We start from the raw sequence: 23,664 nt of genomic DNA on the forward strand, positions 1-23,664 counted from the left end.
AATTGGATATGAATGCAACTATTAATTCGGAATTAGAAAAGAAAGATTCAAATACAGGTATTGTGCAGTCTTCCAAATCTGTTTTTCATACTAAAGATTTCAACCTTTGGTACGGGGACAATCACGCACTTCAAAATATTAACCTTGCTTTTGGTGAAAATGAAGTTTCTGCAATCATCGGTCCATCAGGATGCGGTAAATCAACATTCATAAAATCATTGAACAGAATGGTGGAGCTCGTTCCTGTTGTTCGTACAGAAGGCGATATTATATATCGTGACCAAAATATTTTCGACAAATCCATTACGGTTGAAGAACTGAGAACCAAGGTGGGCATGGTGTTCCAAAAACCTAACCCTTTCCCTAAATCAATCTATGACAACGTTGCATATGGAGCACGCGTCCATGGTATCCGTAAAAAGAAAATTCTTGATCAGATTGTTGAGGAGAGTTTACGGGGCGCTGCAATCTGGGATGAAGTTAAAGATCGTCTTCATGCAAATGCTTATGGTCTTTCCGGTGGTCAGCAGCAGCGTATTTGTATCGCAAGAGCACTTGCTATAGAACCGGATGTAATTTTAATGGACGAGCCGACAAGTGCCCTTGATCCGATTTCAACTACTAAGATAGAGGATCTCATGCAGGAACTGAAAGAAAAATACAGCATTATTGTTGTGACTCACAACATGCAGCAGGCTGCACGTATTTCCGACAAGACTGCGTTCTTCTATCAAGGTTATGTGGTGGAGCATGATGATACGAAAGTAATATTTGAAAACCCTAAAGATAAACGAACTGAAGATTACGTTTCCGGAAGGTTCGGCTAAATGGGGTATCGTGAAAAATTCGCTGGAGAGATGGACACTCTCTACAAAGATGTTGTAAAACTCGGAATCGAGTGCTACAGGCGTCTTCAAGGCAGTATTCAGGTTTTGTCTGATGAGGATACAGAACGTGCAAGGGAATTGGTAAAAGGGGATAGAGACATCAACCGTATGGAGTACGAGATTAACACACAGGTGATTAACCTGATCACAACCCAACAGCCGGTTGCTAGAGATTTAAGACTCATCATTTCCAGCATCAAAATTGCCGACGATTTAGAACGTATAAGTGATAATATCAGCAATGTCGGAGAAGTAAGGAAAAGAGTTAAAATCACTAATGAAAAACTGCTGCTTCGACTCTCTACAATGGAACACCTCGCATTGCTGATGCTTGAAGATGTTAAAACGGCCTATGAGAACAAGGATACGGATTTATGTATCGAGATTATTGAACGCGATAAAGATATTGACTCTCTGTTTGTTCAGATAACAACATCGGATATTATTGAGGAATCGGATGTGTTTGTGACAGGACAGAGTCAGTTAACTGCTAAATATCTTGAACGTATTGGCGACCACGTCAAAAATATAGCTGAACATGTATACTTTGTAATAACAGGTGAAAAGTATGAGAAGGTTGCGCAAAGATAGTTTTACAAAACTCTGGAATTCCCAGAGTTTTTTTATATTCATTTTTATCTATGAGGACTGGACTTTTCTCTTTGGACATGTAAATAATATAATATATATTATTGGTAATGAATTATGAATGCTATAATAACAGGAGAGAGCGTAAAATAGTTTGTGTAAATGAATAAATAGAAAAAGGGAGCCCTTTTCTTGTAGAATCAAGTTACCACACCAAATCCCAAGAAAAGAGGTCTCCCCTTATGAATCATTTTACATCAGATATCATTCAAGCTCTAGTGAAAAAGGAAGACGTATCCGAAATCTTCCGCAGTCACCTGGAAACGGCGGTGAATACATTGCTTAAAACCGAGCTGACTGCGTTCCTGGACTATGAAAAATATGATCGCGTCGGCTTCAATTCGGGAAATTCCAGAAACGGTGCGTACGCCCGTACCCTACATACCGAATATGGGGATCTACAGATTGATATCCCCCGGGATCGGAATGGCGATTTCAAACAACAGACCGTCGCCCCCTATAAGCGGTCCAATGACACGTTGGAGTCCTTTGTCATCCATATGTTTCAAAAAGGGGTGACAATGTCTGAGATTTCGCATCTGATCGAGCGCATGTATGGGCATCACTATACCCCCCAAACGATTTCGAACATGACTAAAGCGGTCGCAGAAGAAGTCGAGGCCTTTCGTCAGCGTTCCCTGTCCAATTGGTATGTCTGTGTGTATCTGGATGCGACGTTCCTGCCCGTCAAAAGAGAGACGGTTTCGAAAGAAGCTGTCTATATCGCTGTCGGCATCCGTGAAGATGGCTCAAAGGAAGTCCTGGCATATACGGTCGCTCCAACGGAATCCGCCTATGTGTGGAAAGAATTGATCGAAGACATCCAAGCGCGGGGTGTCGAAGAAGTGCTGCTTTTCATATCGGATGGACTCACAGGCATCAAAGACAGTATTCACTCGGTCTTTCCAAAAGCCAGATACCAGACGTGTTTTATTCATGTTGCGCGCAACATTTCCCACAGGGTCCGTGTATCGGACCGCAAGGAAATCTGTGAGGACCTGAAGTCCTTGTATCGCGCCACGGACAAAGCAGACGCTGAACAGGCTTTGGATGCGTTTATAGAGAAGTGGAAAAAGTCCTACGCCAAAGTCACGCAATCATTGAAAGCCAATCCGGATCTGTTCACCTTTTATGATTTCCTTGAAGCAATCAGGAGGAGCATTTACTCCACAAACCTGATTGAGTCATTCAATAAGAGAATCAAACGGTACAGTAAGCGCAAGGAGCAGTTTCCGAACGAAGCATCGCTTGATCGTTTTCTCGTCACTCAATTCGAAACTTACAACCAGCAGTTTGCGACACGGTGTCACATCGGTTTTGACCAAGCACGGGCCGAACTAACTGAAATGTTTAGCGAGTAACACACACTATAAGAAAAGGTATGCATTCATTTACACATAATTATTGACGGTCCCTAACAGGATGAAAAGAGGTAATATTTTGGATAAAAAATCTTTGCGTAAAAATATGATATCGACACTGTCATCTTTGGATAAGACATACAAGAATGAAAAAGAGGAAATTCTTAAAGAAAAATTTCTAGAATTTATAAAAGAACACGATATAAAATCCATTGGCATCGTCCTTGCAATGCCTCATGAGCTTGATACTGACGGTATTATTGCATGGATGAAGGAAGAGGGACGTGAAGTTTACACTCCTGTATGCGATTATAAATCGAAGGAAATGAATTTCTGCAGGTTCGTTTCTTTTGAAGATATAATAATTGATGAGAAGAACTTACGTGTTCCATCCAGCTGTGAAGATATTAATAATCAGGTGGAATTAATTGTCGTTCCTGGTCTGATATACTCTGAGGCAGGATATAGAATAGGATACGGTGGCGGGTTCTATGATCGCTTTCTGAAAGACTACAAAGGATTGAAAGCTTCATTATTGTTCGAGGAACAAATCGGTGAAGTGATTACTGAAGATCACGATGTGCCGGTTGATGTACTTATAACACCTGATAGAACCATCGGTGCAAAAAGCAGGAGGCTCACAGATGAGAAGTAAGTGGCACACAGCTTATGAACTTGTCAGATATACCGGTTACTCCTTTTTTAACTATGACAGGAACAATGGGACAATCTGGCTGAAAAATCCAAAAGAAAGTTCTATCATGTGTCTAAATGATTTTTATTTAACTGAAGAAGAAATGAACCATACTTCGGACAGCTTGTTTGATAGTAGAGATATGATTTCCAAGCATGCAGGTTTTAATGTAAATACCATACACTGCATTCATATGGCTGAGAGTATAGTCCGCAAAAAACGAAAAGAAAATGGTTTGAAAATCGTACATAGAGGCATAGCCGATATGAAACAGATCATCCGCAATCCTTTCTTCAAAATGGACATGGAGTATAAAAAGGCCAGAGATGATGGATATTATCAAAGAAGGCTGATGGGTCCGCATCCTTTTGAAAAATATATGATTAAATTTACGCCGATGACATATCTTTTAATCAGCATCAATCTGGTAATATTCCTGTTCAATTTTGTAGCTGTCAGATTTTTTGATTCATATATATTAACAAATGGATTGGCTTTAAGTCATTTCAATGTTGTAGCCGGTGATTATTACAGGCTGTTAACCAGTTCCTTTTTGCATGTGACCATCGATCATTTTCTGTTTAATATCTTTGCACTGTATATATTGGGTAAATTTACGGAAAGTTTATACGGGAAATTCCATTTGCTTATTGCGTATTGTTTAACCGGAATCTTATCAAGCCTTTTTTCAATGATGTTTGTCATTGAAGGCATTTCACTTGGAGCGAGTGGGGCGGTATACGGATTACTGGGTATCATCATTGTTCATCTGCTCATACACGGACGTATAAATGCAAAATTGTTAATACAAATTGCTGTAATTTTTATCGTGGTATCTGTATTTTCCCAGCTATTCGCAAATATAAATCATTTTGCACATATCGGGGGGCTGTTATCCGGTGTGCTTCTTGGCATCATTTATAATCCCAGACGCTTTAATTCAAAATGGTTTTTTGGAGCGTTCGCTGCATTGATCGTATTATCGGTTATATCGTATTTTGTAATGATTTCAAAAGATTCCAGTCAGCCATTTGATGATATGGCACTTGAACATATTGAAAAAGGCGAGTATGAAGAGGCATTGAATATCGTAAATGAAGCATTGAGATCCGGGAATGACACAGCAACCACTTATCATGCATTAGGAATATTGTCGGCTCATGCAGGAGACTATGAACAGGCAGAAAAATACCATGACAAGAGCTATCAGATAAATCCAGAAAATGAGCAGGCTGCAAAATATCAGCTGATTCAATTAAGGAAGCAAAGAGAGTATGATGAAATGGGAGAAGTTCTAAGCCATCTGGATACACAGAACATTAAAGATGAAGGACTGAAGCTATTGGTAAAGGAACATAGTAATGAATAAGGATTTAACTCACATAAACGCTTTACTTAGAAGATTTGGCATTTATGTGTATGACAGAGATGAGAAGAATAAACTTAGCCTTATGGAGATGGAAGTAAAAGAGCTGTACAAACACGGGCTCATCACCAAAGACGAATTCACTGAAGCACTTTTAATATTGAGAAAAAGGGGTTAGAACATGAATGTAATACTCGCAGCGGATATTGGTGGTACGACATGCAAACTCGGTATCTTTGATGAAGCACTTTCTCTGCTTGAAAAATGGGAAATTAACACTGATATTTCAAATGAAGGACAGAATATCTTAACCAATGTGCATGCATCATTTAGATCCAGGATTGAAAAAATGGGATTTAAAATGGAAGACTGTCACGGTGTCGGACTGGGTATGCCTGGCCCTGTCAATTTCACAAATGGTATATTAAATGGCTGTATAAACCTCAATATAGAAGGAAAAAGTCCTGTTTCTTCAATTTTTGAAGAAATAAGCGGTGTAAAAACCATCGTGGATAACGATGCGAATGTCGCTGCCCTTGGAGAGCAGTTTAAAGGCGCAGGACACGGTCACAGCGAAGTAGTGATGATAACCCTTGGAACCGGAGTAGGCGGCGGTGTCATCTCGGATGGCAGGCTTATACATGGTATTGGCGGTTCAGGTGGTGAAGTCGGCCACATAACAGTGGATTTCGACGAACGTTTTCACTGTAATTGCGGCAAAAAAGGATGCCTTGAAACAGTTGCATCTGCGACAGGCATGGTAAACCTGGCCGTGTTCCATTACGAAAAGGATTTCAAAGATACAGTTTTGGCAACGGAAATCAAAGATGAAACAGTGACTTCCAAATCAATTGTAGAAGCAGCGATTGCAGGAGATAAACTGGGGGAATTCGTAGTGGAAGAAGCTGCACGTTACCTGGCAATTGCAATGAGTAATATATCCGTAATTACAAATCCAGGGTATTTCATATTCGGAGGCGGCGTAAGCGAAGCTGGAAATTATTTGACTGATAAAATCAGAAAATATTATACACCTCTCACATTTCCTCCGGCGGCAGGAGACATGGAAATCGTTATGGCCGAACTAGGAAATGACGCGGGAATGTATGGTGCCGCCAGACTAGTTAAACAATACTTGATGTAAGAAGAGAACCCTTAACAAAGGGTTCTCTTCTTACATATAATCATTTATGTCGTAATTAGCTGTTTCGCTGTAGCGCTCAGAGGTTATTATTTGTTTCAGCACAGATGCCACATGATCCGGCGCCAGCAGACGCTGATCTGATTTATAACTTTTAAATTTATCGATATTTGGAAACTCATCAGGATCTGAACTTCTTATCGTTTTCTGCATATCTGTATCGATGACCCCCGGTCTGAACGTTGCGGAAAGTATAGGATATTCAAAATCGCCTGTTTCCAGCCGGGTTACACCACTCAGCATATTTATTGCTGCTTTAGAAGTGCAGTAGGCTGCCCAGCCCTCCATGGGATTGACAGCAGCACCGCTGGATACTGTTAATATTCTCTTTTCTGATTGTAAATCTTTAAACGCCTTGATAAATCCCTTTATAAACAGTGCAGGTGCAAGCACATTCACTTTATAGTTATCCAGATATCCTTTCACGTCCATATTTTCTACTGATTTAACCGGATTCACAGTACCTGCATTATTGATAAGGTAGATTTCATCCTCTTTTTCAGGTGAAATGGAACTAAAAATTTCCGGGATGTCATCTTCCATAGCAGTTTCATCCAGAAAATCAATATGATGTTCTTTATATATATCAACATCTGTCTCCACTTCCCGGCGGGAAATGCTTATTATACGGTCTTCTTTAAAAGCTTCCAAAAGAGACTGACCGAGTCCTCTTGTCGTTCCGGTAATAAAAACATATCTCATTTACAGCTCTCCTCTCTTTGTTAAATACAGTATAGTTAACCTTAAATTATTTGTAAAATATAAAAAAATACATAAATATGAATAAATATGCTTGATTAAGCATGTTTATAATGGTAGTATTTAAATCATTAAATTAATTATAGAGGTGAATGGATATGAAGGAAAAAGTGGTATTAGCGTATTCAGGTGGTCTAGATACAAGTGTGACTATTCAATGGTTTATCGATAAAGGTTATGAAGTTGTTGCAGTATGTCTGGATGTAGGGGAAGGGAAAGACCTGGATCTTGTGCATCAGAAGGCACTTGATATGGGAGCGAGTGAATCCCATGTCATCGATACAACTAAAGAGTTTGCAGATGAATATGTTGCATACGCAATTTATGGCAATGCAATGTATGAAGGGAAATACCCGCTTGTTTCAGCACTGAGCAGACCGTTGATTTCTAAAAAACTTGTGGAAATTGCACATCATTCCAATGCAGACTTCGTTGCACATGGATGTACTGGCAAAGGAAATGACCAGGTGCGTTTCGAGGTTGCAATCAAAGGTCTTGATCCTTCATTAAAAGTACTTGCACCTGTTCGTGAATGGACTTGGAGCAGGGAAGAAGAAATTGATTATGCAAAAGAAAAAAATATTCCGATTCCAGTCAATTTAAATTCACCATATTCCATAGACCAGAACTTATGGGGCAGAAGTAACGAATGCGGCGTACTGGAAGATCCTTGGAATACACCGCCTGAAGATGCATATGATTTAACTAAAAATGTTCAGGATGCGCCGGATGAAGCTGAAGAACTATTAATCACTTTCGAAGAAGGACTTCCTAAATCCATCAACGGCGTAAGTTACGAACTTGATGACCTTATTATTAAATTAAATGACATTGCAGGTGAGCATGGCATCGGCAGAATCGATCATGTTGAAAACAGACTTGTCGGTATAAAATCACGTGAGATATATGAAACACCCGGAGCCAAAGTGATTCTGACTGCCAAACACGACCTTGAGACAATTACATTAACAAAAGATATTGCGCACTTTAAACCTGTTATTGAACAGAAATTTACTGAACAGGTCTATAACGGGCTTTGGTTCTCTCCACTTTCCGATTCATTAAGAGGAATGCTTAAAGACATGCAGCAAACCGTTACAGGTGAAGTAAGGGTATCCCTGTATAAAGGGAATGTGACTGTTACAGGCAGACGTTCTGAAAACAGCCTGTACAATGAAAAACTGGCGACTTATACAAAAGAAGATGCATTTAACCAGGATGCCTCTGTGGGCTTCATTGAAATATTTGGATTACCGACTAAAGTTAAATCTATGCTGGACAGCGGAGTCACTCTCTATGACTAGTAAAGCATGGGGAGGCAGATTTCAGGGCGAAGCAATCGAATGGGTGGACGAGTTCAATGCGTCCATCCATTTTGATAATGCTTTGATTGAGATGGATGTTGCCGGAAGTATAGCGCACGCGACGATGCTGGCTAAACAAGATATTATTACCAAAGAGGAAAAGGACGAAATCACAGATGGCCTGAAGGCTGTTTTACAGGATTATAAAAATGGTGATCTCGAATTTTCTGTTAAGCATGAAGATATTCATATGAACATTGAACATGCGCTGATTGAAAAAATAGGTGAGACCGGCGGAAAACTGCATACAGGCCGCAGTAGGAATGACCAGGTTGCAACAGATATGCATCTCTTTGTTAAAGGCAGAGTGCATGAAATAATCGAAAGCATAGAGTTAATGCAAAAAACGATTCTTGGGCTGGCAAAAGGGAACATTCATGTTGTCATGCCTGGATACACGCATTTGCAGCGCGCACAGCCTGTTCTATTTTCGCACCACATCATGGTTTATTTTTGGATGCTTAAAAGAGATAAAGAGCGTTTTCAGGATTCTTTAAAACGGATAGATTTATCCCCACTGGGCGCAGGGGCGATCAGTGGCACAACCTTTAACATTGATAGGGAAGAAACAAAAAATTTACTCGGGTTCTCTGATTTATACCAAAACAGCATGGATGCTGTGAGCGATCGTGATTATATCATCGAAACTTTATCAAATATAAGTTTGGTGATGGTTCACCTTTCCAGATTATCAGAAGAAATTATTTTCTGGATGAGTGAGGAAGCGAATTTCATACAATTGTCCGATCAGTTTACTACAGGCAGTTCAATGATGCCGCAGAAGAAAAACCCGGATATGGCTGAATTGATCCGTGGTAAAAGTGCACGTACCACCGGTGCTTTAACGAGCATGCTGATGTTATTAAAAGGATTGCCTCTGACATACAATAAAGATATGCAGGAAGACAAAGAAGGCTTGTTTGATGCCATTACTACAGTGACCGGATCACTCAAAATTATGAATGGCATGCTGGACACAATGACAATCAATGAAGACGTACTTGAGAAAACGGTAGAAGAAGATTTTTCGAATGCTACAGAACTGGCGGACTACCTGGTACAAAAAGGAGTACCATTTAGAAATGCCCACGAAGTAGTCGGGAAAGTTGTTTTGAAATGCATAAATACGCATAAATATCTTAAAGATCTATCATTGGAAGAGTTTCAAACAGAACATGAAGCAATTGAAGAGGATATTTATGAAGTACTGACACCTAAAGTAGTTGTGGACAGAAGAAACAGTACAGGGGGTACAGGTACTAAAGCAGTTAAAGAACAAATTGAAATCGCCGAAAACACTTTATAATTAATCAAAAAAACAGGCCCTCTGAATGAGGGCCTGTTTTTAATTTTCATATAACGATTGTCTGCCTAGTGTCCCAGGTCAGGATAACCGTATGTAAAGATTGTAGCGATTGCAAAGAATCCAAAAGTAGCTACAGTGGCAACACTAAACAGTACAGCCAACAGGTTTCTGTTTTTAATTGAAGCAACTAGTGCCCAAATACCAACAATGAAGACCATTAACATTAATAGTGATAAGGCATTGATTCCAATATGAATGGTAATGCCACCGATTTCAAATAATTGTCCTGTATCGATGAATGGCATTTCGTTCAACCTCCCAATATTTCTCTTTAACCTCATATATATTGTATAATTAAAACACGACTTTGTCGAGTAGATTTTAAGGAGTGGTGAGAATGAATATTAAGACATTGCCTTTGGGGATGCTGGAGACAAACTGTTACATTTTAAACAATGGTACCGGATTGCTCATTATTGACCCGTCAAGTGACGCCGAGGTCATTAAACAGGAAATAGAGGAGATTGGCCTGCCTGTAGAGGGAATACTTCTTACTCATGCGCACTTTGATCACATAGGCGCATTGGAAGAAACGGCAGCAGCTTATCAGATAGACACCTGGGTTGGAAAAGAAGAAACCGAATGGCTGGCCGATCCTGATAAAAATGGCTCCGGCAAGTATAAAAATATGGGGATGGAACCAATATCTTCAACAGTTGAACCGAAAATTTTAAAAGAAGGTCCGATGCAGCTTGGCAGTTTTGAATTCGAAGTATATCATACCCCCGGACACTCACCGGGAAGTATGAGCTTCCTATTCGGAGATTTTGTTGTTTCAGGAGATGTATTATTCAGCGGCGGAATTGGCAGAACAGATCTTTATATGAGCAATCACCCCGATCTGATCAAGTCCATCAGGGAAACACTGTATGCGTTGGATGAAGATACAGATGTTTATCCGGGGCACGGACCTTCAACGACCATTGGAGAAGAGAAAAATACTAATCCATTTGTCAGAGGCTAACAAAACAGAAAAAAAGCAGAAAATAAAAGACAGGCAGATTCAATTGAATCTGCCTGTCTTTTTATCTTATCCGAAACTCGGTTCTAACAGGAATGTCGTGTAGTATGTAAATCCTACAAAGAAAAGGACCAGGTATGCAGCAAATACATACATATACATTCTTTCAGTTAATTTCATATACCCCAATAAAATAAAGAAACCTGTTTGGGCGATGAAGAATAATGTCATCATCATCATATCTCCGACATAGAACAGGATCGCAAACATTGCAGTCCAGAATCCAAGTGTCTTAAATACCTTATCCATAGGAACAGTCCTTTCATCGTTACTAAAACATATCATAATCAATTATAAATAAAGAAGTGATTAAAGTAAATACTAAATAAGACAATTGTTTTGTAATCTATTTCCATTAATCATCATTATACATGAAAAACATATACAAAAATAGAAAATCTGATTATTTATTTCTGAAAAGAGCAAATCGTCCTTTTTCACCTATATATAGGGTAGGAGGTGTTTTTATTGAAAACAATACTGAATGAGATTTTCAAGGACGCAATGCGTCAAAATGCAACTGACATTCATTTAACACTTGAGAGTAATACTGGTCTCGTCAGAGTGAGAAGAAGAGGAGAAATGGTGCCTTTGACAGAGGTGACCATTGAAGTGTACCGAAAACTGATCAACTATTTAAAATTCACAGCTGAATTGGACATTAACGAACATAAAATACCGCAAAGCGGCAGAACAAAGTTTGAAGTCGATGACTTAAAAATAGGTGTGCGGGTAAGCACACTGCCGATTTCATTGATGAATGAAATCATCGTCATAAGAATTCTCAATCCTATGGGAGACAGACAATCGAATGAACTATTCCACACAAAGGAAAAATATGAATTTCTAAAAAATTATATGGAACGTATGCAGGGACTGATACTCTTTACGGGGCCGACCGGATCCGGGAAGACCACTTTGATGTACCGTTTGATGGCGGATATTATTTCTGAGAATAAAAGACAGATCATCAGTATTGAAGATCCAGTTGAATACGAACTGGACGGCATGGTGCAGGTGGAGATTAATGAGAAGGCGAATATGGATTACGGGCCTTTATTAAAAGGAGTGTTAAGATGCGACCCTGATGTCATCATGTTCGGTGAAATACGGGATGCACAAATTGCTTCCGAACTTCTCAGGGCAAGTTTGTCCGGTCATCTGGTACTGAGTACTTTCCACAGTAAATCCGCTCTGAGCACTTTGAGCCGGCTAAAGGACTACGGATTATATGTCGAGGAAATGATTCAAAGTATTTCTTTAATCATCAACCAGAGAATCATCCACACAAAAAAAGGGAGTTACATCATCTATGAATTTATGGATAATACCCAGATAAAAAACTACTTGATTGACAGTATTTTTGATGTGTTCACTCTGCCAATGCAACTTGATTCACTCTATAAAGGAGGGATGATAACAGAAGATGAACTCGAGACGTTTAAAAATAAATTCAAATAGGCTGGGAAAATATGATTCTCACTTTTTAAATAAACTCGCTGATTTGCTTGAAAATGGCTTTACGATGCACCATGCACTTGTATTTCTGCTGGAACAGTATGATGTATTGAAGGAAAAAGATAAAAAAGACTGCCTGGACCTGGTCGATCAGGGTGCAAGCCTCAGCAGCATTTTAAAAAGGCTGGGATATAAAAATGCGATCATCATCCAAATTTCTTTTGCTGAAATCCACGGTGAAATGCTTATGAATTTAAGAGAGTCCGCTTCTTATCTTGAACATATACAGAATACTTCCAAAAAGTTAATTAAAGCTGTCCAGTATCCACTTGTGCTGATTTCCATATTCATCATAATGCTTGTCATTCTCAACTATACAGTCATCCCCCAGTTCAACTCACTTTACAGCGCAATGGGGACAAGCTCACAAGGTATGGTAACGATACTCACGCACTTTTTACAGCTGCTGCCGCGCCTTGTGTTTTTGGGCGTCATTTTATTAATTGTGTTCGCTTTAATAGTTTCCAGCATCATGATGATGAAAAACGTAAATAAGAAATGCAAAATTTTACTCTCCATCCCTATGGTGCGATTTTATTTTAAAGCTTATCAGACATACAGGTTTTCGAGAGAGTTTGGCTATTTCATAAACAACGGCCTTGAAGTTAAGGAAATTCTCGATTTGTTCAATCACCAGACTTTAAATGAATATCTGAAATACTCGTCTGCACTGATTGAAGAGAGATTGATGCAGGGGGAAACACTGTCAGCAGCAATTGAAAAAGTTAAAATGCTCGATGCGAAATTATCCGTGTTCGTCAGCCATGGCGAGCAAAACAGCACCGTAGGAAATGAACTCATACTTTTCAGCGAATATACGCTTGAACGCATGATCATGAAAATTGAAAATGCAACCAGAAAAATTCAGCCCGTCATATTTTTAATACTTGGATTACTCATCATTTGCTTATATCTGGTGATTGTCTTACCGATTTTTCAAATGATGGCTACTATCAATTAGGAGGAATTACAAATGATAAAGAAACTTATGCATAAAAAATTCAACAACAAAAATGAAGAGGGATTTACACTGATTGAAATGCTCCTCGTGCTGCTCGTCATCTCGGTGCTTATTATTTTAATCATTCCAAATATTGCTGCTCAGAGTGCCAATGTTCAGGATACCGGCTGTGATGCACAGGTGAAGATGGTGCAAAGTCAAATCCAGGCATATACACTGAACGAAGGCACTGCACCTGCATCTGTGAGTACGTTGGTTCCTGATTATTTAACGGACGACCAGGTGACTTGTGCAAACGGTACCGGGATAGTGATTGTAAATGGCCAGGCAGCAAAGTCGGAATAGCGGATTTACAATGATGGAGGTAATGCTGACGCTGGCCATCGTCAGCACCCTTCTTTTAATCACTGCCAATGCCATACCTGAAAATCATGAAAATCTGGTTGAGCAGGAAGTGGATAATATAGCATTCTTTTTTCAGGTTGCACAAACCAATGCGTTGAATAAAAAAGAAGCCCATCTGGTAGAACTCGACAGAGTGGGCCATCGCATAGTAATTAAAAATGGATCTGGTTCAACACTCGAAGTATATACTCTAAATAAATGCAAGATTATACAGGGGGGCCTCTCCCGGTTTATGTATAAATCAAGTGGGGACACCGACGCGTTTGGAACGATCAGATTTGACTGTATGGGTGAGCATGTCAGTTTCATTTTCCAAATACAAAAGGGGAGGTTCAGAATTGAAAGATGATGGATTCATGATGTTGGATGCGGTCCTGGCAATGCTGATATTTTCTATTATTATCGGCATCCTAGTACCTGCATTGATGATGATCAAAACGACAGTGGCACATGCTGACAATACACTCGAATTCAGCAGGTCACTTTATATAGAAATTTTAAAGCATGATGCACCGGATGATTTCAAACATGAGGATTATATTATGAAAGGGGATTCGATATGTGATAAAGAAAATATGGAACTTTGCGTATCCATCAAATAAGAATGGCGGATTCACCTATATCGAAGCACTTGCCTCATTGTCCATTGCAGCACTTATAATGTCGGCGATGCCGGCAGCATTATCCTATTTTAAAACCCTGGATGGTTATACCCACGATTTTGAAGTGGATTTTTTCGTTCTGGATATTACAGATGTCTATAAAGAAAGCGATAAGATTCTGGTTCCTTCAACAGCATCCTTTGTTAGTTTTGAGAATGATAAAGGACGCATAAGCTACCGGAAATCCAACGATAGGATTATCAGAAGTGTGGACGGCAGGGGATTTGTCACCGTAATGTTTGGTGTTGAAAAATTCGAAATTAAAGACGGAAAAGAGGAGGTAGAATTGATTATCGAAACTGAAAATGGTGAGTTCTATGAAACGATGGTATTCAAAAAATGAAGGCTTTTTCAGCTTTTCTATATACATCATTCTTATTTATTTGATAGGTTTATACTATCAACACTATAATGAGATGATGATTACATTGGAGATACGCATGAATTTTATAGAAATTTATCAGAATAAAATTCGTGAGCTGATGGAATAGGAGAGAAGAAGAATGATTCTTATAGGCTTTATGGGAAGCGGCAAAAGTACAGTGGCACGTGCACTGGGTGAAAAATTGAATTTGGAAGTTTTGGAACTTGATACAGAGATAAATATTTTATGCGGTAAAACAATTCCTGAAATATTTGATGAAGAGGGTGAACCCGGTTTCAGAAAATATGAACATCAGGTATTGACAGAAGCCTGCGGCAGCGATGGTATCATCTCCACTGGAGGCGGTATCATTACATACGATGATTCATATGAAATAATTAGAAATACAGATAGAAAAGTCATCTTCCTCAATGCTGCATTCGATGTTTTATATGCACGGATTTCAGGGGACAAAACAAGGCCGCTTGCAAGCCAGTCTAAAAGCCAGGTCAGAGCGCTCTATGACAGCAGGATTGAAAGATATAAAAATGCAGCTGATCTGGAAGTCGATACAGCCCGGGGGCTGGAAGAAACTATAAATACCATTTTAGAATACACCCGCTTATAGGGCTTATATTATTAATTAAATTAGCTTGCTATTTATTTCCCCCTATGGTTATAATTAAGGCGAATTAATAATTGAATATTTTGCGATTGAACAATGCTCGAGAGAACGAGTTATCGTCGCCGAAGGAGCAAGCCGTTAAAGGTGAATCTCTCAGGCAAAAGTAAAGCATTGGGACGCAATCCTGAAGACAATTCAACAGGGCAGCTTAAACAGGCTGTCCTGTTTTTAATTTAAAGGAGGAAAATCATGTCTGAATTAAAAAAGACACCATTGTATGATTACTACCAGGAATCAGGTACAAAAGTAATTGACTTTTCTGGATGGGCATTGCCAGTCCAATTCTCAAGCATCAAGGAAGAACACCGTGCTGTGAGAGAGTCTGTTGGTATGTTTGAAGTCAGTCATATGGGTGAAATCAGGGTTTCCGGTAAAGAATCTGTAGAGTTTTTAAATTATGCTTTAACAAATGATGTAACAAAACTTACAGATACAAAAGCACAGTATACAATGCTTTGTAATGACCGGGGCGGAGTAATCGACGATCTAGTCATCTATAGAGTCGAGGAAAACGATTATTTGCTGGTAGTCAACGCCGGCAACACAGATATAGATTATGATGTGCTTAAAGCAATCGAAGGTTTTGATGCCACTGTCGAAAATGTTTCCAAAGACTATGGTCAGATTGCTATCCAGGGACCTGATGCCCGTGCATTGGTACAAAAGCACGTAGAGGAAGATATCAGTGACATGAAGATGTTCCGCTTTAAAAGAGATGTCAACATCGAAGGTTCCAATGTAATTCTTTCACAAAGTGGATATACCGGGGAAGATGGCTTTGAAATCTACTGCCCTGCAGAGGACACTTTAAAACTGTGGAAACTTTTCCTCGACGGCGGTGCTGAACCATGTGGACTCGGTTCCCGTGATACATTGAGATTAGAAGCGGGTCTGCCACTCCACGGACAGGATCTCTCAGAAGATATTACACCAATCGAGGCAAAAATGGGCTTTGCAGTTAAAGTCGATAAAGAGGACTTTGTAGGTAAAGAAGTGCTTAAAGAACAAAAAGAGAACGGTGCACCGAGAAAACTTGGTGGATTCGAACTCCTTGAAAGAGGAATTGCACGGACTGATTATGAAATCACTGCTTCAGAAGGCAACAAAGTCGGGTACGTGACAAGTGGTACACAGTCTCCACTGACTAAACGCTCCATTGGTTTAGCTCTTGTTGACACTGATTTCTATGAACTTGATAAAGAGTTCAATGTAATCATAAGAAATAAGGAAGTAAAGGCAAAGTTTGTTAAAACGCCATTCCATAAAAATTAATTTTGAGAAGGAGTGTATGAATTGAGTCATCGTTACTTACCGTTAACAGAAAAAGACAAAAAGGAAATGCTCGATACAATTGGTGTTTCAGATATTTCTGATCTATTCAGTGACATCCCGGAAAATGTCCGGTTTAAAGGTGAATTAGATATCAAACCAAAGAAGAGTGAAACTTCACTGCTTCGCGAATTAACAAGTATTTCAAATAAAAATATCACTACAGAAACACATGTATCTTTTTTAGGTGCAGGTGTTTATGACCATTATATCCCTACTGTAGTAGACCATGTAATTTCCCGTTCTGAATTTTACACAGCATATACCCCATACCAGCCGGAAATCTCCCAGGGTGAGCTTCAGGCTATTTTTGAATTCCAGACAATGATTTCTGAACTTACAGCAATGGATGTTGCAAACTCATCAATGTATGATGGCCCCACTGCGTTTGCCGAAGCAGCGACAATGTCTGCCGGAAAGACTGGCAAAAAGAAAGTAGTTGTTTCCAAGGGTGTTCATTACCAGGCAATCGAAGTACTGAAGACATACTGTAAAGCTCAGGGCATCGAAGTTGTTGAAGTGGAATTGAATGGTTCCTACACTGATCTTGAAAAACTGGATGCGGCTTCTGATGAAGATACAGCCGCAGTTATGGTCCAGTATCCGAACTTCCTCGGTTCAGTGGAAGATCTCGAATCAATAGAAAAAATTGTCCATAAAAATAAAGGTTTGTTCGTTGTAAACAGTAATCCTCTTGCACTCAGCATTTTAACACCACCGGGTGAATTCGATGCTGATATCGTAACTGGTGACACTCAGGTGTTTGGTATTCCAACGCAATTTGGCGGCCCGCACTGTGGTTACTTCGCGGCAACAAAGAAACTTATGCGTAAAATGCCGGGAAGGCTTGTCGGCCAGACTCAGGATGACGAAGGCAACCGCGGTTTCGTGCTGACACTGCAAGCACGTGAACAGCACATCAGACGTGAAAAGGCGACGAGTAATATTTGTTCCAACCAGGCACTCAACGCACTTGCTTCCTCTGTTGCAATGAGCGCTCTTGGTAAAAAAGGTGCCGTGACAATGGCGGAGAACAATATTCAGAATACGTATTACATGAAAAATCAATTGAAATCCAAAGGATTCGAAGTGTTGGAGGGACAATCATTTAATGAATTCGCTGTTAAACTTTCTAAAAATGTAGATGAAATTAATGATATCCTATACAACGATGGCTTCATCGGTGGATTCAATCTCGGCAGAGTAGATGATAACTTTGAAAATCATATGCTCATCGCAGTAACAGAACTACGCACTAAAGATGAAATTGATTCATTTGTTGAAAGGTTGGGTGAATATAATGCTTAAGGGATCCAGTCCTTTGATTTTCGAAAGAAGCACAGAAGATCGATTCGCATACTCACTTCCAGATCTGGAAGTAGAAAAACAAGAATTATCCGATATCATTGATTCAAAATTCATTCGTCAAACTAAAGCTGAGTTACCGGAAATCAGTGAACTTGATTTGATGAGACACTATACAGAACTATCCAATAAAAACCATGGTGTAGATTCAGGATTCTATCCACTCGGTTCATGTACGATGAAATACAATCCAAAAATCAATGAAAAAGTAGCCAGGATGCCTGGTTTCGCAAACAGTCATCCTGAGCAGAATGATAAGGCAATCCAGGGATCACTCGAAGTTGCCTATGATATGCAGGAGCATTTAAAAGCAATCACTGGTATGGATGAAATCACTTTACAGCCTGCAGCAGGCGCACAGGGTGAATGGACCGCACTGTTGATGATCAAGGCATTCCACGAAGCGAATGGCGATTATAACCGTACAAAAGTAATTGTTCCTGACTCTGCGCATGGTACCAATCCTGCAAGTGCAGTAGTGGCCGGGTTTGATGCTGTCACAGTCAAATCCAATGAAAAAGGTCTTGTTGATATCGACCACTTAAAAACTTTGGTGGGGGATGACACAGCGGCAATCATGCTGACGAACCCGAACACACTTGGTCTATTCGAAGAGGATATCATTGAAATCCGCGACATTGTACATGGAGTCGGTGGCAAGCTTTACTATGACGGCGCAAACTTGAATGCAATCATGGCTAAAGTAAGACCGGGAGACATGGGCTTCGATGCTGTTCACCTTAACTTGCATAAAACCTTCACTGGACCACATGGTGGCGGAGGACCAGGGTCTGGACCGATCGGTGTTAAAGCTGAGCTTGCCAAGTTCTTGCCGAAACCATTGGTTGTCAAAAACGAAGATGACTCTTTCCGTGTAGAACACGATGTACCTGACAGTATCGGACGTGTTAAGCCGTTCTTCGGTAACTTTGGCATCTTCCTTCGTGCATACACTTATATCCGTACAATGGGACCGGATGGTCTTAAGGAAGTTTCCGAAAATGCAGTGCTCAATGCAAACTATATGATGAGAAGACTTGAAGGTACATTCGAACTCCCATATAAACAGCACTGTAAGCACGAATTTGTCATCAGCGGTTCCAGACAGAAAAAAATGGGTGTACGTACGCTGGATATGGCAAAACGTCTGCTCGATTTTGGCTATCATCCGCCAACAATCTATTTCCCTCTTAATGTTGAGGAGTGCATGATGATTGAACCGACTGAAACTGAATCTAAAGAAACATTGGATGGATTTGTTGATACACTGATTCAAATTTCAAAAGAAGCTGAAGAAAATCCGGATATCGTACTGGAAGCTCCGCATACTACAGTTATCGGACGATTGGATGAAACTCAGGCTGCAAGAAAACCAGTGCTCAAATTCGAGCGTGAAGAGATTTTGGAAGAAAAATAGCAATAAAAAAAGGACCGTGGGGTCCTTTTTTTATTGCTATTTTGATTTAGATTTAATTTTTCCAGTCCATTTGCTGATGCCGTTTTTCAGCATATAAATATCTTTATAACCCTTTTTCTTAAGCATTTTTGCTGCTCTGATTGAGAGTCTGCCGTTATGATCGTATAAATAGATCGGCTGATCTTTTCTCAATGAGCTCATTTTCATTGAAAAGTTCATCATCGGGATATTTCTCGCTCCCATAATATGACCATATTCAAATTTTTCTTTTTCTCTTAGATCAATTAATTGAACTCTTCTTAAATCCTTTTTAAATTCTTCTTCCGGCAAAGCTTTTACATTACGCATATTACGGTACCCATTCAGTACGAGAAGAAGTATTACAATAACAGCAGCTAACAGGATGATCATCCAATTTTCCAAAACTCATCTCTCCTTAAAATTTCACATAAGTATATTATAGAGATTTTTGGTATACTTTTAAAGAGAAAATGACAAGGGAGAGATATGCAGTGTCTGAAAGAGTGTGGAATTACATAGCAAGTTATAAAAATGACGCGGTCTATAATATGGCTTTGGATGAACTGTTAATGGAAAAAGTAAGAGACGGGGAGCTTCCGGCTGTGCTCAGGCTTTACGAATGGGAAACCCCAACCTTATCTTTAGGCTATTTTCAAAAAGTAAAAAAAGAAATTGATTTAGAGCGTGTAGAATCCTACGGTTATGAAATGGTCCGTCGTGCGACAGGCGGCAGAGGGGTGTTGCACGACAAAGAGCTCACTTACAGTGTTGTTCTGCCTGAAAGTTACGAAGGGATGCCTGAATCCGTCACAGAGAGTTACAGAATCATCTCCAGTGGTCTGCTCGAGGGATTTAAAAATCTCGGTCTGGATGCGCATTTCAGCATCCCACAAACCAAAAGCGAAAGAAAAGAATTAACCAATATCAGAAGCAGCGTGTGCTTTGATACACCCAGCTGGTATGAGCTGGTCGTAGAGGGCAGGAAAATTGCCGGCAGTGCACAAACAAGGCAGAATGGTGTAATCATGCAGCATGGGTCCATCCTTCTCGATGTGGACATCGATCATCTCTTTGATATGTTCAAGTATCAGAACGAACGTTTTAAAGAGAAAATGAAAACAGCGTTCAAGGAAAAAGCAGTTGCTATCAATGATATCAGTGAAAACCAATTCACTGTAGATATGCTTTATCCCGCATTTAAAGAAGGTTTTGAAAACGGGCTTAATATGAAAACAAAGCGTTATGAACTTACCGGAAAAGATTTGAAAAGACTTGAAGAAATAAAAATTAAATACGCTTCTGATGAATGGAACTTCAGAAAATAAGAGAAGCCAGACATTGTCTGGCTTCTCTTATTTTCTGCTTTTCTGTTTATATTTACGTTTTGATTTCCTCAGTGCTTTCTTATATTTTCTCTGGCTTGGTGTAAGGATAAAGAAATAATATATCCCATAAAGGATTAACCCTACAACAAGAAGAAAAATAAGTGAGCTTACAATCATATTCACAAAGTAATCCAGGTTTGTGAGTAATCCGATTGCAGCAATGATCAGCACTATATATAACAATATCTTCTTCAAAATCAGTCTCTCCTTACAAGTTTATTAAACGAATGGATAGCTACTTCCACTTGTTTGTCATCAGGCGTTTTTGTCGTTAAATACTGCAGTAGTAAGCCAGGCATGCCCAGCCATTTCAACACAGGTATATCTCTCAGTTTATTCGTCAGCTGTAAAAACTCAAAAGACAATCCGATAACAACCGGTATCAGTGCAATCCTATTTAAAATCCTTACGTAAAATGGTTCTACAGGTACAAACATATAGACGACGAAACCTACGATTACTGTAAAGAGTATAAATGAGCTTCCGCATCTGTAATGAAGTCTCGACTGTCCCTGAACATTTTCAACTGTTAAATCTTCATCATTTTCGAAAGTATTGATCACTTTATGTTCTGCACCATGGTATTGGAACAGCCTTTTTATCATCGGTGTCATTGAAATGAAGAATATATAGGCCAGCAACAGTATAAGTTTAAATATAGATTCGAGCAGCACCTGGCCGAAATGGGAGGTAATGATTCCCGAGAAGAATTCAGCGATAAATACCGGTATCAATGTAAATAAAAACTTGCCGATGAGAAACGACAGTATGCCAACAATGATTGTTGATAAAAGAATTTTAGTTGAACTTGCAGCCTGTTTCTCCTCTTCGATATGAACATCATCTTCAGGATTGCGTTCATATCGGTCTGTTGCAAATTCCAAATGCTTCATTCCATAGATGCTGGATTCTAAAATCGCAATATTACCCCTTAAAAGCGGAATCTTCTTAAGTTTCTGCACCCATTTTTTCTGTGGGCGTTCCATTTCAAAATACTCTATGTCGTCATTATTTCTGCGGATGGCAGTCACCATCTGGTTTTGCGACTGGAACATTACGCCTTCTACGACGGCCTGCCCCCCTACAATAGGTTTATCCATAAGATACGCTTCTTTCTATTCAGTAATATTCACTGGCACTGTTGAACTGTTCTATACCTTCATTGACAGCATCCATTGACCCGGCCTCCGCACCATTCTTAACAGAATGCAATGCACTCTTTATCTCGTCATTGGCCAGCTGCAGTGAACTATGCTGCCTTTTTAGATAATCATTGAGTTCAACACTTTCAACAGAGTTTTCGTAGCCACTCATTGCCTCTGTTATCTTTGAACTGATATCGTCTATATCTTCACTTATAATAGACAGATCCTGCTCGCTTTTAGCTTTTTTTACAAGTGAATCGAGTTTTTTCAATTCTTTTTCCAAAGTATTTGAATATTCCCCGACGATTGAAACGTACTCATCAATGTCTGAATTGCCAATTACAGACTGCATTTTAGAAATATCTTCTTCTAAAGCATCCAGTCGAAGAGTGTTTTTTTGAACATTCACTTCCTCGGTCTGCAGCAATCCCTGAAGTTCTTCTTTTCGGTCTTCAGCAGCAGACAGCTGTTCTTCTGACGAAGGCCCTCCACATGCTGATAGTAAAACAATAGGTAATAGTATATAAGTTAATCGTTTCATGTATAATTTCTCCTGTACATCATTTTATTATTCTATCATGTTATGAAATAATATTAAATTGAATACTACTGAAATCTATAACGATTTAATGTAGAATATATTTGAAAGGTGGATGAATAATGATTAAGTTTGAAAAAGTCAATGCACTGCTGGAAGAGAAGAATCTTGATGCGGTACTTATCATGAGTGACTACAATCGACGTTACCTGACTGGTTTTACAGGCTCCAGCGGAGCCGTGGTCATGACGAAGGACAACAGATATCTTATCTCTGATTTCAGGTACAAAGCGCAGGGCAGAGAGCAGGCAAAGGATTTTGAATTTGTGCTTCAGGATAAAGGACTCCTTGATTTTATCATGGAATTCCTGGAATCCAAATCCTGTGAAAGCGTTGGTTTCGAAGGGGAACACGTAAACTTCAATACTTTCGACAGACTTGACAGTACGTTCGATCTCGTACCGCTTACAGGTGAAATTGAAAAGATCCGCATGTATAAAACTGCAGATGAAGTGGACCTGATAAAAAGAGCATGTAATATTGCGGATGAGGCGTATGAGTATATACTTAAATACATTAAACCCGGCATGAGTGAACTTGAAGTGAGAAATGAAGTGGAAAACTACATGCGTAAACTTGGTGCAGAAGGTTCAAGTTTTGATATGATAGTTGCAAGCGGTTATCGTGGGGCACTGCCGCATGGGACGGCTTCTGAGAAAATCATCGAGTCCGGTGAAATGGTAACACTTGATTTTGGTGCGTACTATCAGGGTTATGCTTCAGACATCACACGCTCATTCGGCGTAGGCTCCGTTTCCGATGAAATGGAAAAAATCCACGATATCGTATTAAAATCCCAGCTCAAGTCACTGGATGAAATTAAACCGGGCATGACTGGCGAGGAAGCCGATAAAATTGCACGTGGTATTATAGAAGAGAATGGATACGGCGTAAACTTCGGCCATTCTCTTGGACACGGTCTGGGGCTTGAAGTGCACGAAATGCCTGCACTTTCGAAGTCAAGTAATGTAAAGTTGGCGAGTGACATGGTAGTCACAGTTGAACCGGGGATATATGTAGATGATCTCGGCGGTGTCCGTATCGAAGATGATTGTCTTGTCACAGAAAATGGCCTTGAAAAATTATCACATAGCAGCAAAGAACTATTTATCATATAATATGAAATAGTTCGGAATGCCGAG

At 39.6% G+C, this 23,664-nt stretch carries 29 protein-coding genes and 1 riboswitch; of the genes, 22 read left to right on the forward strand and 7 right to left on the reverse strand.

Annotated features, from left to right (window positions below):
* Nucleotides 1-8 precede the first annotated feature (8 nt).
* From pstB to ACKRAT_RS06685, 7 genes are all read left to right on the forward strand, one after another.
* Nucleotides 9-827, forward strand: coding sequence for a phosphate ABC transporter ATP-binding protein PstB (pstB, locus tag ACKRAT_RS06655; protein WP_411844429.1), 819 nt, complete (start codon nt 9-11; stop codon nt 825-827).
* A complete protein-coding gene (phoU, locus tag ACKRAT_RS06660) occupies nt 828-1,478 on the forward strand; it encodes a phosphate signaling complex protein PhoU (RefSeq protein WP_411844311.1) in 651 nt (216 codons plus the stop codon).
* Nucleotides 1,479-1,717: 239 nt separating this feature from the next.
* The gene (locus ACKRAT_RS06665; protein WP_411844312.1) at nt 1,718-2,896 is read left to right on the forward strand and encodes an IS256 family transposase; all 1,179 of its coding nucleotides are present in this window, start codon (nt 1,718-1,720) and stop codon (nt 2,894-2,896) included.
* Nucleotides 2,897-2,975: 79 nt separating this feature from the next.
* Nucleotides 2,976-3,551, forward strand: a complete 576-nt coding sequence (locus tag ACKRAT_RS06670; RefSeq protein WP_411844313.1) for a 5-formyltetrahydrofolate cyclo-ligase — start codon at nt 2,976-2,978, stop codon at nt 3,549-3,551.
* Complete coding sequence (locus tag ACKRAT_RS06675; protein ID WP_411844314.1) at nt 3,541-4,959, forward strand: rhomboid family intramembrane serine protease; 1,419 nt, start codon at nt 3,541-3,543, stop codon at nt 4,957-4,959. The genes ACKRAT_RS06670 and ACKRAT_RS06675 overlap by 11 nt, the downstream gene beginning before the upstream one ends.
* Nucleotides 4,952-5,134: a YqgQ family protein gene (locus ACKRAT_RS06680; RefSeq protein ID WP_411844315.1), complete on the forward strand. Its 183-nt coding sequence runs from the start codon at nt 4,952-4,954 to the stop codon at nt 5,132-5,134. Before ACKRAT_RS06675 ends, ACKRAT_RS06680 begins: the two co-directional genes overlap by 8 nt.
* Before the next feature lie 3 nt (nt 5,135-5,137).
* The gene (locus ACKRAT_RS06685) at nt 5,138-6,100 is read left to right on the forward strand and encodes an ROK family glucokinase (protein ID WP_411844316.1); all 963 of its coding nucleotides are present in this window, start codon (nt 5,138-5,140) and stop codon (nt 6,098-6,100) included.
* A gap of 30 nt (nt 6,101-6,130) precedes the next feature.
* On the opposite strand, the gene ACKRAT_RS06690 is transcribed toward ACKRAT_RS06685, so the two are convergent.
* Nucleotides 6,131-6,859, reverse strand: a complete 729-nt coding sequence (locus ACKRAT_RS06690) for an SDR family NAD(P)-dependent oxidoreductase (protein WP_411844317.1) — start codon at nt 6,857-6,859, stop codon at nt 6,131-6,133.
* A gap of 155 nt (nt 6,860-7,014) precedes the next feature.
* On the opposite strand from ACKRAT_RS06690, the gene ACKRAT_RS06695 reads away from it, so the two are divergent.
* The gene (locus ACKRAT_RS06695) at nt 7,015-8,220 is read left to right on the forward strand and encodes an argininosuccinate synthase (protein WP_411844318.1); all 1,206 of its coding nucleotides are present in this window, start codon (nt 7,015-7,017) and stop codon (nt 8,218-8,220) included.
* Nucleotides 8,213-9,586 carry an argininosuccinate lyase gene (gene argH, locus ACKRAT_RS06700; RefSeq protein WP_411844319.1) on the forward strand — a complete coding sequence of 458 codons (1,374 nt, stop codon included), beginning with the start codon at nt 8,213-8,215 and terminating at the stop codon, nt 9,584-9,586. The genes ACKRAT_RS06695 and argH overlap by 8 nt, the downstream gene beginning before the upstream one ends.
* Nucleotides 9,587-9,651: 65 nt before the next feature.
* Here argH and ACKRAT_RS06705 read toward each other — a convergent pair whose 3' ends face one another.
* Nucleotides 9,652-9,891, reverse strand: a complete 240-nt coding sequence (locus ACKRAT_RS06705; protein WP_411844320.1) for a DUF2759 domain-containing protein — start codon at nt 9,889-9,891, stop codon at nt 9,652-9,654.
* Between the two features lie 92 nt (nt 9,892-9,983).
* Here ACKRAT_RS06705 and ACKRAT_RS06710 point away from each other — a divergent pair, with 92 nt between their 5' ends.
* On the forward strand, nt 9,984-10,610 hold the full coding sequence (locus ACKRAT_RS06710) for an MBL fold metallo-hydrolase (RefSeq protein WP_411844321.1): 627 nt from the start codon (nt 9,984-9,986) through the stop codon (nt 10,608-10,610).
* 66 nt (nt 10,611-10,676) lie between these two features.
* Here ACKRAT_RS06710 and ACKRAT_RS06715 read toward each other — a convergent pair whose 3' ends face one another.
* Nucleotides 10,677-10,916: a DUF2626 family protein gene (locus tag ACKRAT_RS06715; RefSeq protein ID WP_017548861.1), complete on the reverse strand. Its 240-nt coding sequence runs from the start codon at nt 10,914-10,916 to the stop codon at nt 10,677-10,679.
* 210 nt (nt 10,917-11,126) lie between these two features.
* Between ACKRAT_RS06715 and comGA the strand changes: the two genes are divergently transcribed.
* From comGA to gcvPB, 10 genes are all read left to right on the forward strand, one after another.
* Nucleotides 11,127-12,128, forward strand: a complete 1,002-nt coding sequence (gene comGA, locus ACKRAT_RS06720) for a competence type IV pilus ATPase ComGA (RefSeq protein WP_411844322.1) — start codon at nt 11,127-11,129, stop codon at nt 12,126-12,128.
* On the forward strand, nt 12,094-13,146 hold the full coding sequence (comGB, locus tag ACKRAT_RS06725; RefSeq protein ID WP_411844323.1) for a competence type IV pilus assembly protein ComGB: 1,053 nt from the start codon (nt 12,094-12,096) through the stop codon (nt 13,144-13,146). Before comGA ends, comGB begins: the two co-directional genes overlap by 35 nt.
* Before the next feature lie 12 nt (nt 13,147-13,158).
* Nucleotides 13,159-13,491 (forward strand): competence type IV pilus major pilin ComGC, encoded by a 333-nt coding sequence (comGC, locus tag ACKRAT_RS06730; RefSeq protein WP_411844324.1) that lies wholly within the window; start codon nt 13,159-13,161, stop codon nt 13,489-13,491.
* On the forward strand, nt 13,466-13,900 hold the full coding sequence (locus ACKRAT_RS06735; RefSeq protein WP_411844325.1) for a prepilin-type N-terminal cleavage/methylation domain-containing protein: 435 nt from the start codon (nt 13,466-13,468) through the stop codon (nt 13,898-13,900). The genes comGC and ACKRAT_RS06735 overlap by 26 nt, the downstream gene beginning before the upstream one ends.
* Nucleotides 13,890-14,153 carry a hypothetical protein gene (locus ACKRAT_RS06740; protein ID WP_411844326.1) on the forward strand — a complete coding sequence of 88 codons (264 nt, stop codon included), beginning with the start codon at nt 13,890-13,892 and terminating at the stop codon, nt 14,151-14,153. Before ACKRAT_RS06735 ends, ACKRAT_RS06740 begins: the two co-directional genes overlap by 11 nt.
* Nucleotides 14,113-14,556 (forward strand): competence type IV pilus minor pilin ComGF, encoded by a 444-nt coding sequence (locus ACKRAT_RS06745; RefSeq protein WP_411844327.1) that lies wholly within the window; start codon nt 14,113-14,115, stop codon nt 14,554-14,556. Before ACKRAT_RS06740 ends, ACKRAT_RS06745 begins: the two co-directional genes overlap by 41 nt.
* A gap of 160 nt (nt 14,557-14,716) precedes the next feature.
* On the forward strand, nt 14,717-15,205 hold the full coding sequence (locus ACKRAT_RS06750; protein WP_411844328.1) for a shikimate kinase: 489 nt from the start codon (nt 14,717-14,719) through the stop codon (nt 15,203-15,205).
* Nucleotides 15,206-15,291: 86 nt separating this feature from the next.
* Nucleotides 15,292-15,381, forward strand: a riboswitch (glycine riboswitch).
* A gap of 67 nt (nt 15,382-15,448) precedes the next feature.
* On the forward strand, nt 15,449-16,534 hold the full coding sequence (gene gcvT, locus ACKRAT_RS06755; RefSeq protein ID WP_411844430.1) for a glycine cleavage system aminomethyltransferase GcvT: 1,086 nt from the start codon (nt 15,449-15,451) through the stop codon (nt 16,532-16,534).
* Nucleotides 16,535-16,555: 21 nt separating this feature from the next.
* On the forward strand, nt 16,556-17,899 hold the full coding sequence (gene gcvPA / locus ACKRAT_RS06760) for an aminomethyl-transferring glycine dehydrogenase subunit GcvPA (protein WP_411844329.1): 1,344 nt from the start codon (nt 16,556-16,558) through the stop codon (nt 17,897-17,899).
* The gene (gene gcvPB / locus ACKRAT_RS06765) at nt 17,892-19,373 is read left to right on the forward strand and encodes an aminomethyl-transferring glycine dehydrogenase subunit GcvPB (protein ID WP_411844330.1); all 1,482 of its coding nucleotides are present in this window, start codon (nt 17,892-17,894) and stop codon (nt 19,371-19,373) included. The genes gcvPA and gcvPB overlap by 8 nt, the downstream gene beginning before the upstream one ends.
* Before the next feature lie 36 nt (nt 19,374-19,409).
* Here gcvPB and ACKRAT_RS06770 read toward each other — a convergent pair whose 3' ends face one another.
* The gene (locus ACKRAT_RS06770) at nt 19,410-19,796 is read right to left on the reverse strand and encodes a rhodanese-like domain-containing protein (protein WP_411844331.1); all 387 of its coding nucleotides are present in this window, start codon (nt 19,794-19,796) and stop codon (nt 19,410-19,412) included.
* Between the two features lie 68 nt (nt 19,797-19,864).
* On the opposite strand from ACKRAT_RS06770, the gene ACKRAT_RS06775 reads away from it, so the two are divergent.
* On the forward strand, nt 19,865-20,719 hold the full coding sequence (locus ACKRAT_RS06775) for a biotin/lipoate A/B protein ligase family protein (protein ID WP_411844332.1): 855 nt from the start codon (nt 19,865-19,867) through the stop codon (nt 20,717-20,719).
* Between the two features lie 27 nt (nt 20,720-20,746).
* Here ACKRAT_RS06775 and ACKRAT_RS06780 read toward each other — a convergent pair whose 3' ends face one another.
* From ACKRAT_RS06780 to ACKRAT_RS06790, 3 genes are read right to left on the reverse strand one after another with little or no spacing between them, the layout of a single operon-like run.
* Complete coding sequence (locus tag ACKRAT_RS06780; RefSeq protein ID WP_411844333.1) at nt 20,747-20,974, reverse strand: SA1362 family protein; 228 nt, start codon at nt 20,972-20,974, stop codon at nt 20,747-20,749.
* 2 nt (nt 20,975-20,976) lie between these two features.
* Entirely contained in the window at nt 20,977-21,879 is a 903-nt protein-coding gene (locus ACKRAT_RS06785; protein WP_411844334.1) for a DUF1385 domain-containing protein, read from the reverse strand.
* A 19-nt stretch (nt 21,880-21,898) separates the two neighbouring features.
* The gene (locus ACKRAT_RS06790; RefSeq protein ID WP_411844335.1) at nt 21,899-22,465 is read right to left on the reverse strand and encodes a hypothetical protein; all 567 of its coding nucleotides are present in this window, start codon (nt 22,463-22,465) and stop codon (nt 21,899-21,901) included.
* A 119-nt stretch (nt 22,466-22,584) separates the two neighbouring features.
* On the opposite strand from ACKRAT_RS06790, the gene ACKRAT_RS06795 reads away from it, so the two are divergent.
* Nucleotides 22,585-23,640, forward strand: a complete 1,056-nt coding sequence (locus ACKRAT_RS06795; RefSeq protein ID WP_411844336.1) for a M24 family metallopeptidase — start codon at nt 22,585-22,587, stop codon at nt 23,638-23,640.
* Nucleotides 23,641-23,664 lie beyond the last annotated feature (24 nt).

The sequence above is a fragment of the Salinicoccus sp. HZC-1 genome (genome assembly GCF_046736035.1).
In the GTDB taxonomy this organism is placed as follows: domain Bacteria; phylum Bacillota; class Bacilli; order Staphylococcales; family Salinicoccaceae; genus Salinicoccus.

What these genes read in the sequence shown, in the direction of transcription:
- ACKRAT_RS06790 (WP_411844335.1), bottom strand. Translation starts at nt 22,465, where the DNA reads ATGAAACGATTAACTTATATACTATTACCTATTGTTTTACTATCAGCA.
- ACKRAT_RS06750 (WP_411844328.1), top strand. Translation starts at nt 14,717, where the DNA reads ATGATTCTTATAGGCTTTATGGGAAGCGGCAAAAGTACAGTGGCACGT.
- ACKRAT_RS06710 (WP_411844321.1), top strand. Translation starts at nt 9,984, where the DNA reads ATGAATATTAAGACATTGCCTTTGGGGATGCTGGAGACAAACTGTTAC.
- ACKRAT_RS06775 (WP_411844332.1), top strand. Translation starts at nt 19,865, where the DNA reads ATGACAAGGGAGAGATATGCAGTGTCTGAAAGAGTGTGGAATTACATA.
- phoU (WP_411844311.1), top strand. Translation starts at nt 828, where the DNA reads ATGGGGTATCGTGAAAAATTCGCTGGAGAGATGGACACTCTCTACAAA.
- ACKRAT_RS06735 (WP_411844325.1), top strand. Translation starts at nt 13,466, where the DNA reads ATGGCCAGGCAGCAAAGTCGGAATAGCGGATTTACAATGATGGAGGTA.
- ACKRAT_RS06795 (WP_411844336.1), top strand. Translation starts at nt 22,585, where the DNA reads ATGATTAAGTTTGAAAAAGTCAATGCACTGCTGGAAGAGAAGAATCTT.
- ACKRAT_RS06690 (WP_411844317.1), bottom strand. Translation starts at nt 6,859, where the DNA reads ATGAGATATGTTTTTATTACCGGAACGACAAGAGGACTCGGTCAGTCT.
- ACKRAT_RS06695 (WP_411844318.1), top strand. Translation starts at nt 7,015, where the DNA reads ATGAAGGAAAAAGTGGTATTAGCGTATTCAGGTGGTCTAGATACAAGT.
- ACKRAT_RS06705 (WP_411844320.1), bottom strand. Translation starts at nt 9,891, where the DNA reads ATGCCATTCATCGATACAGGACAATTATTTGAAATCGGTGGCATTACC.
- ACKRAT_RS06715 (WP_017548861.1), bottom strand. Translation starts at nt 10,916, where the DNA reads ATGGATAAGGTATTTAAGACACTTGGATTCTGGACTGCAATGTTTGCG.
- ACKRAT_RS06675 (WP_411844314.1), top strand. Translation starts at nt 3,541, where the DNA reads ATGAGAAGTAAGTGGCACACAGCTTATGAACTTGTCAGATATACCGGT.
- pstB (WP_411844429.1), top strand. Translation starts at nt 9, where the DNA reads ATGAATGCAACTATTAATTCGGAATTAGAAAAGAAAGATTCAAATACA.
- ACKRAT_RS06785 (WP_411844334.1), bottom strand. Translation starts at nt 21,879, where the DNA reads ATGGATAAACCTATTGTAGGGGGGCAGGCCGTCGTAGAAGGCGTAATG.
- ACKRAT_RS06680 (WP_411844315.1), top strand. Translation starts at nt 4,952, where the DNA reads ATGAATAAGGATTTAACTCACATAAACGCTTTACTTAGAAGATTTGGC.
- comGB (WP_411844323.1), top strand. Translation starts at nt 12,094, where the DNA reads ATGAACTCGAGACGTTTAAAAATAAATTCAAATAGGCTGGGAAAATAT.
- gcvPB (WP_411844330.1), top strand. Translation starts at nt 17,892, where the DNA reads ATGCTTAAGGGATCCAGTCCTTTGATTTTCGAAAGAAGCACAGAAGAT.
- comGC (WP_411844324.1), top strand. Translation starts at nt 13,159, where the DNA reads ATGATAAAGAAACTTATGCATAAAAAATTCAACAACAAAAATGAAGAG.
- ACKRAT_RS06665 (WP_411844312.1), top strand. Translation starts at nt 1,718, where the DNA reads ATGAATCATTTTACATCAGATATCATTCAAGCTCTAGTGAAAAAGGAA.
- ACKRAT_RS06685 (WP_411844316.1), top strand. Translation starts at nt 5,138, where the DNA reads ATGAATGTAATACTCGCAGCGGATATTGGTGGTACGACATGCAAACTC.
- argH (WP_411844319.1), top strand. Translation starts at nt 8,213, where the DNA reads ATGACTAGTAAAGCATGGGGAGGCAGATTTCAGGGCGAAGCAATCGAA.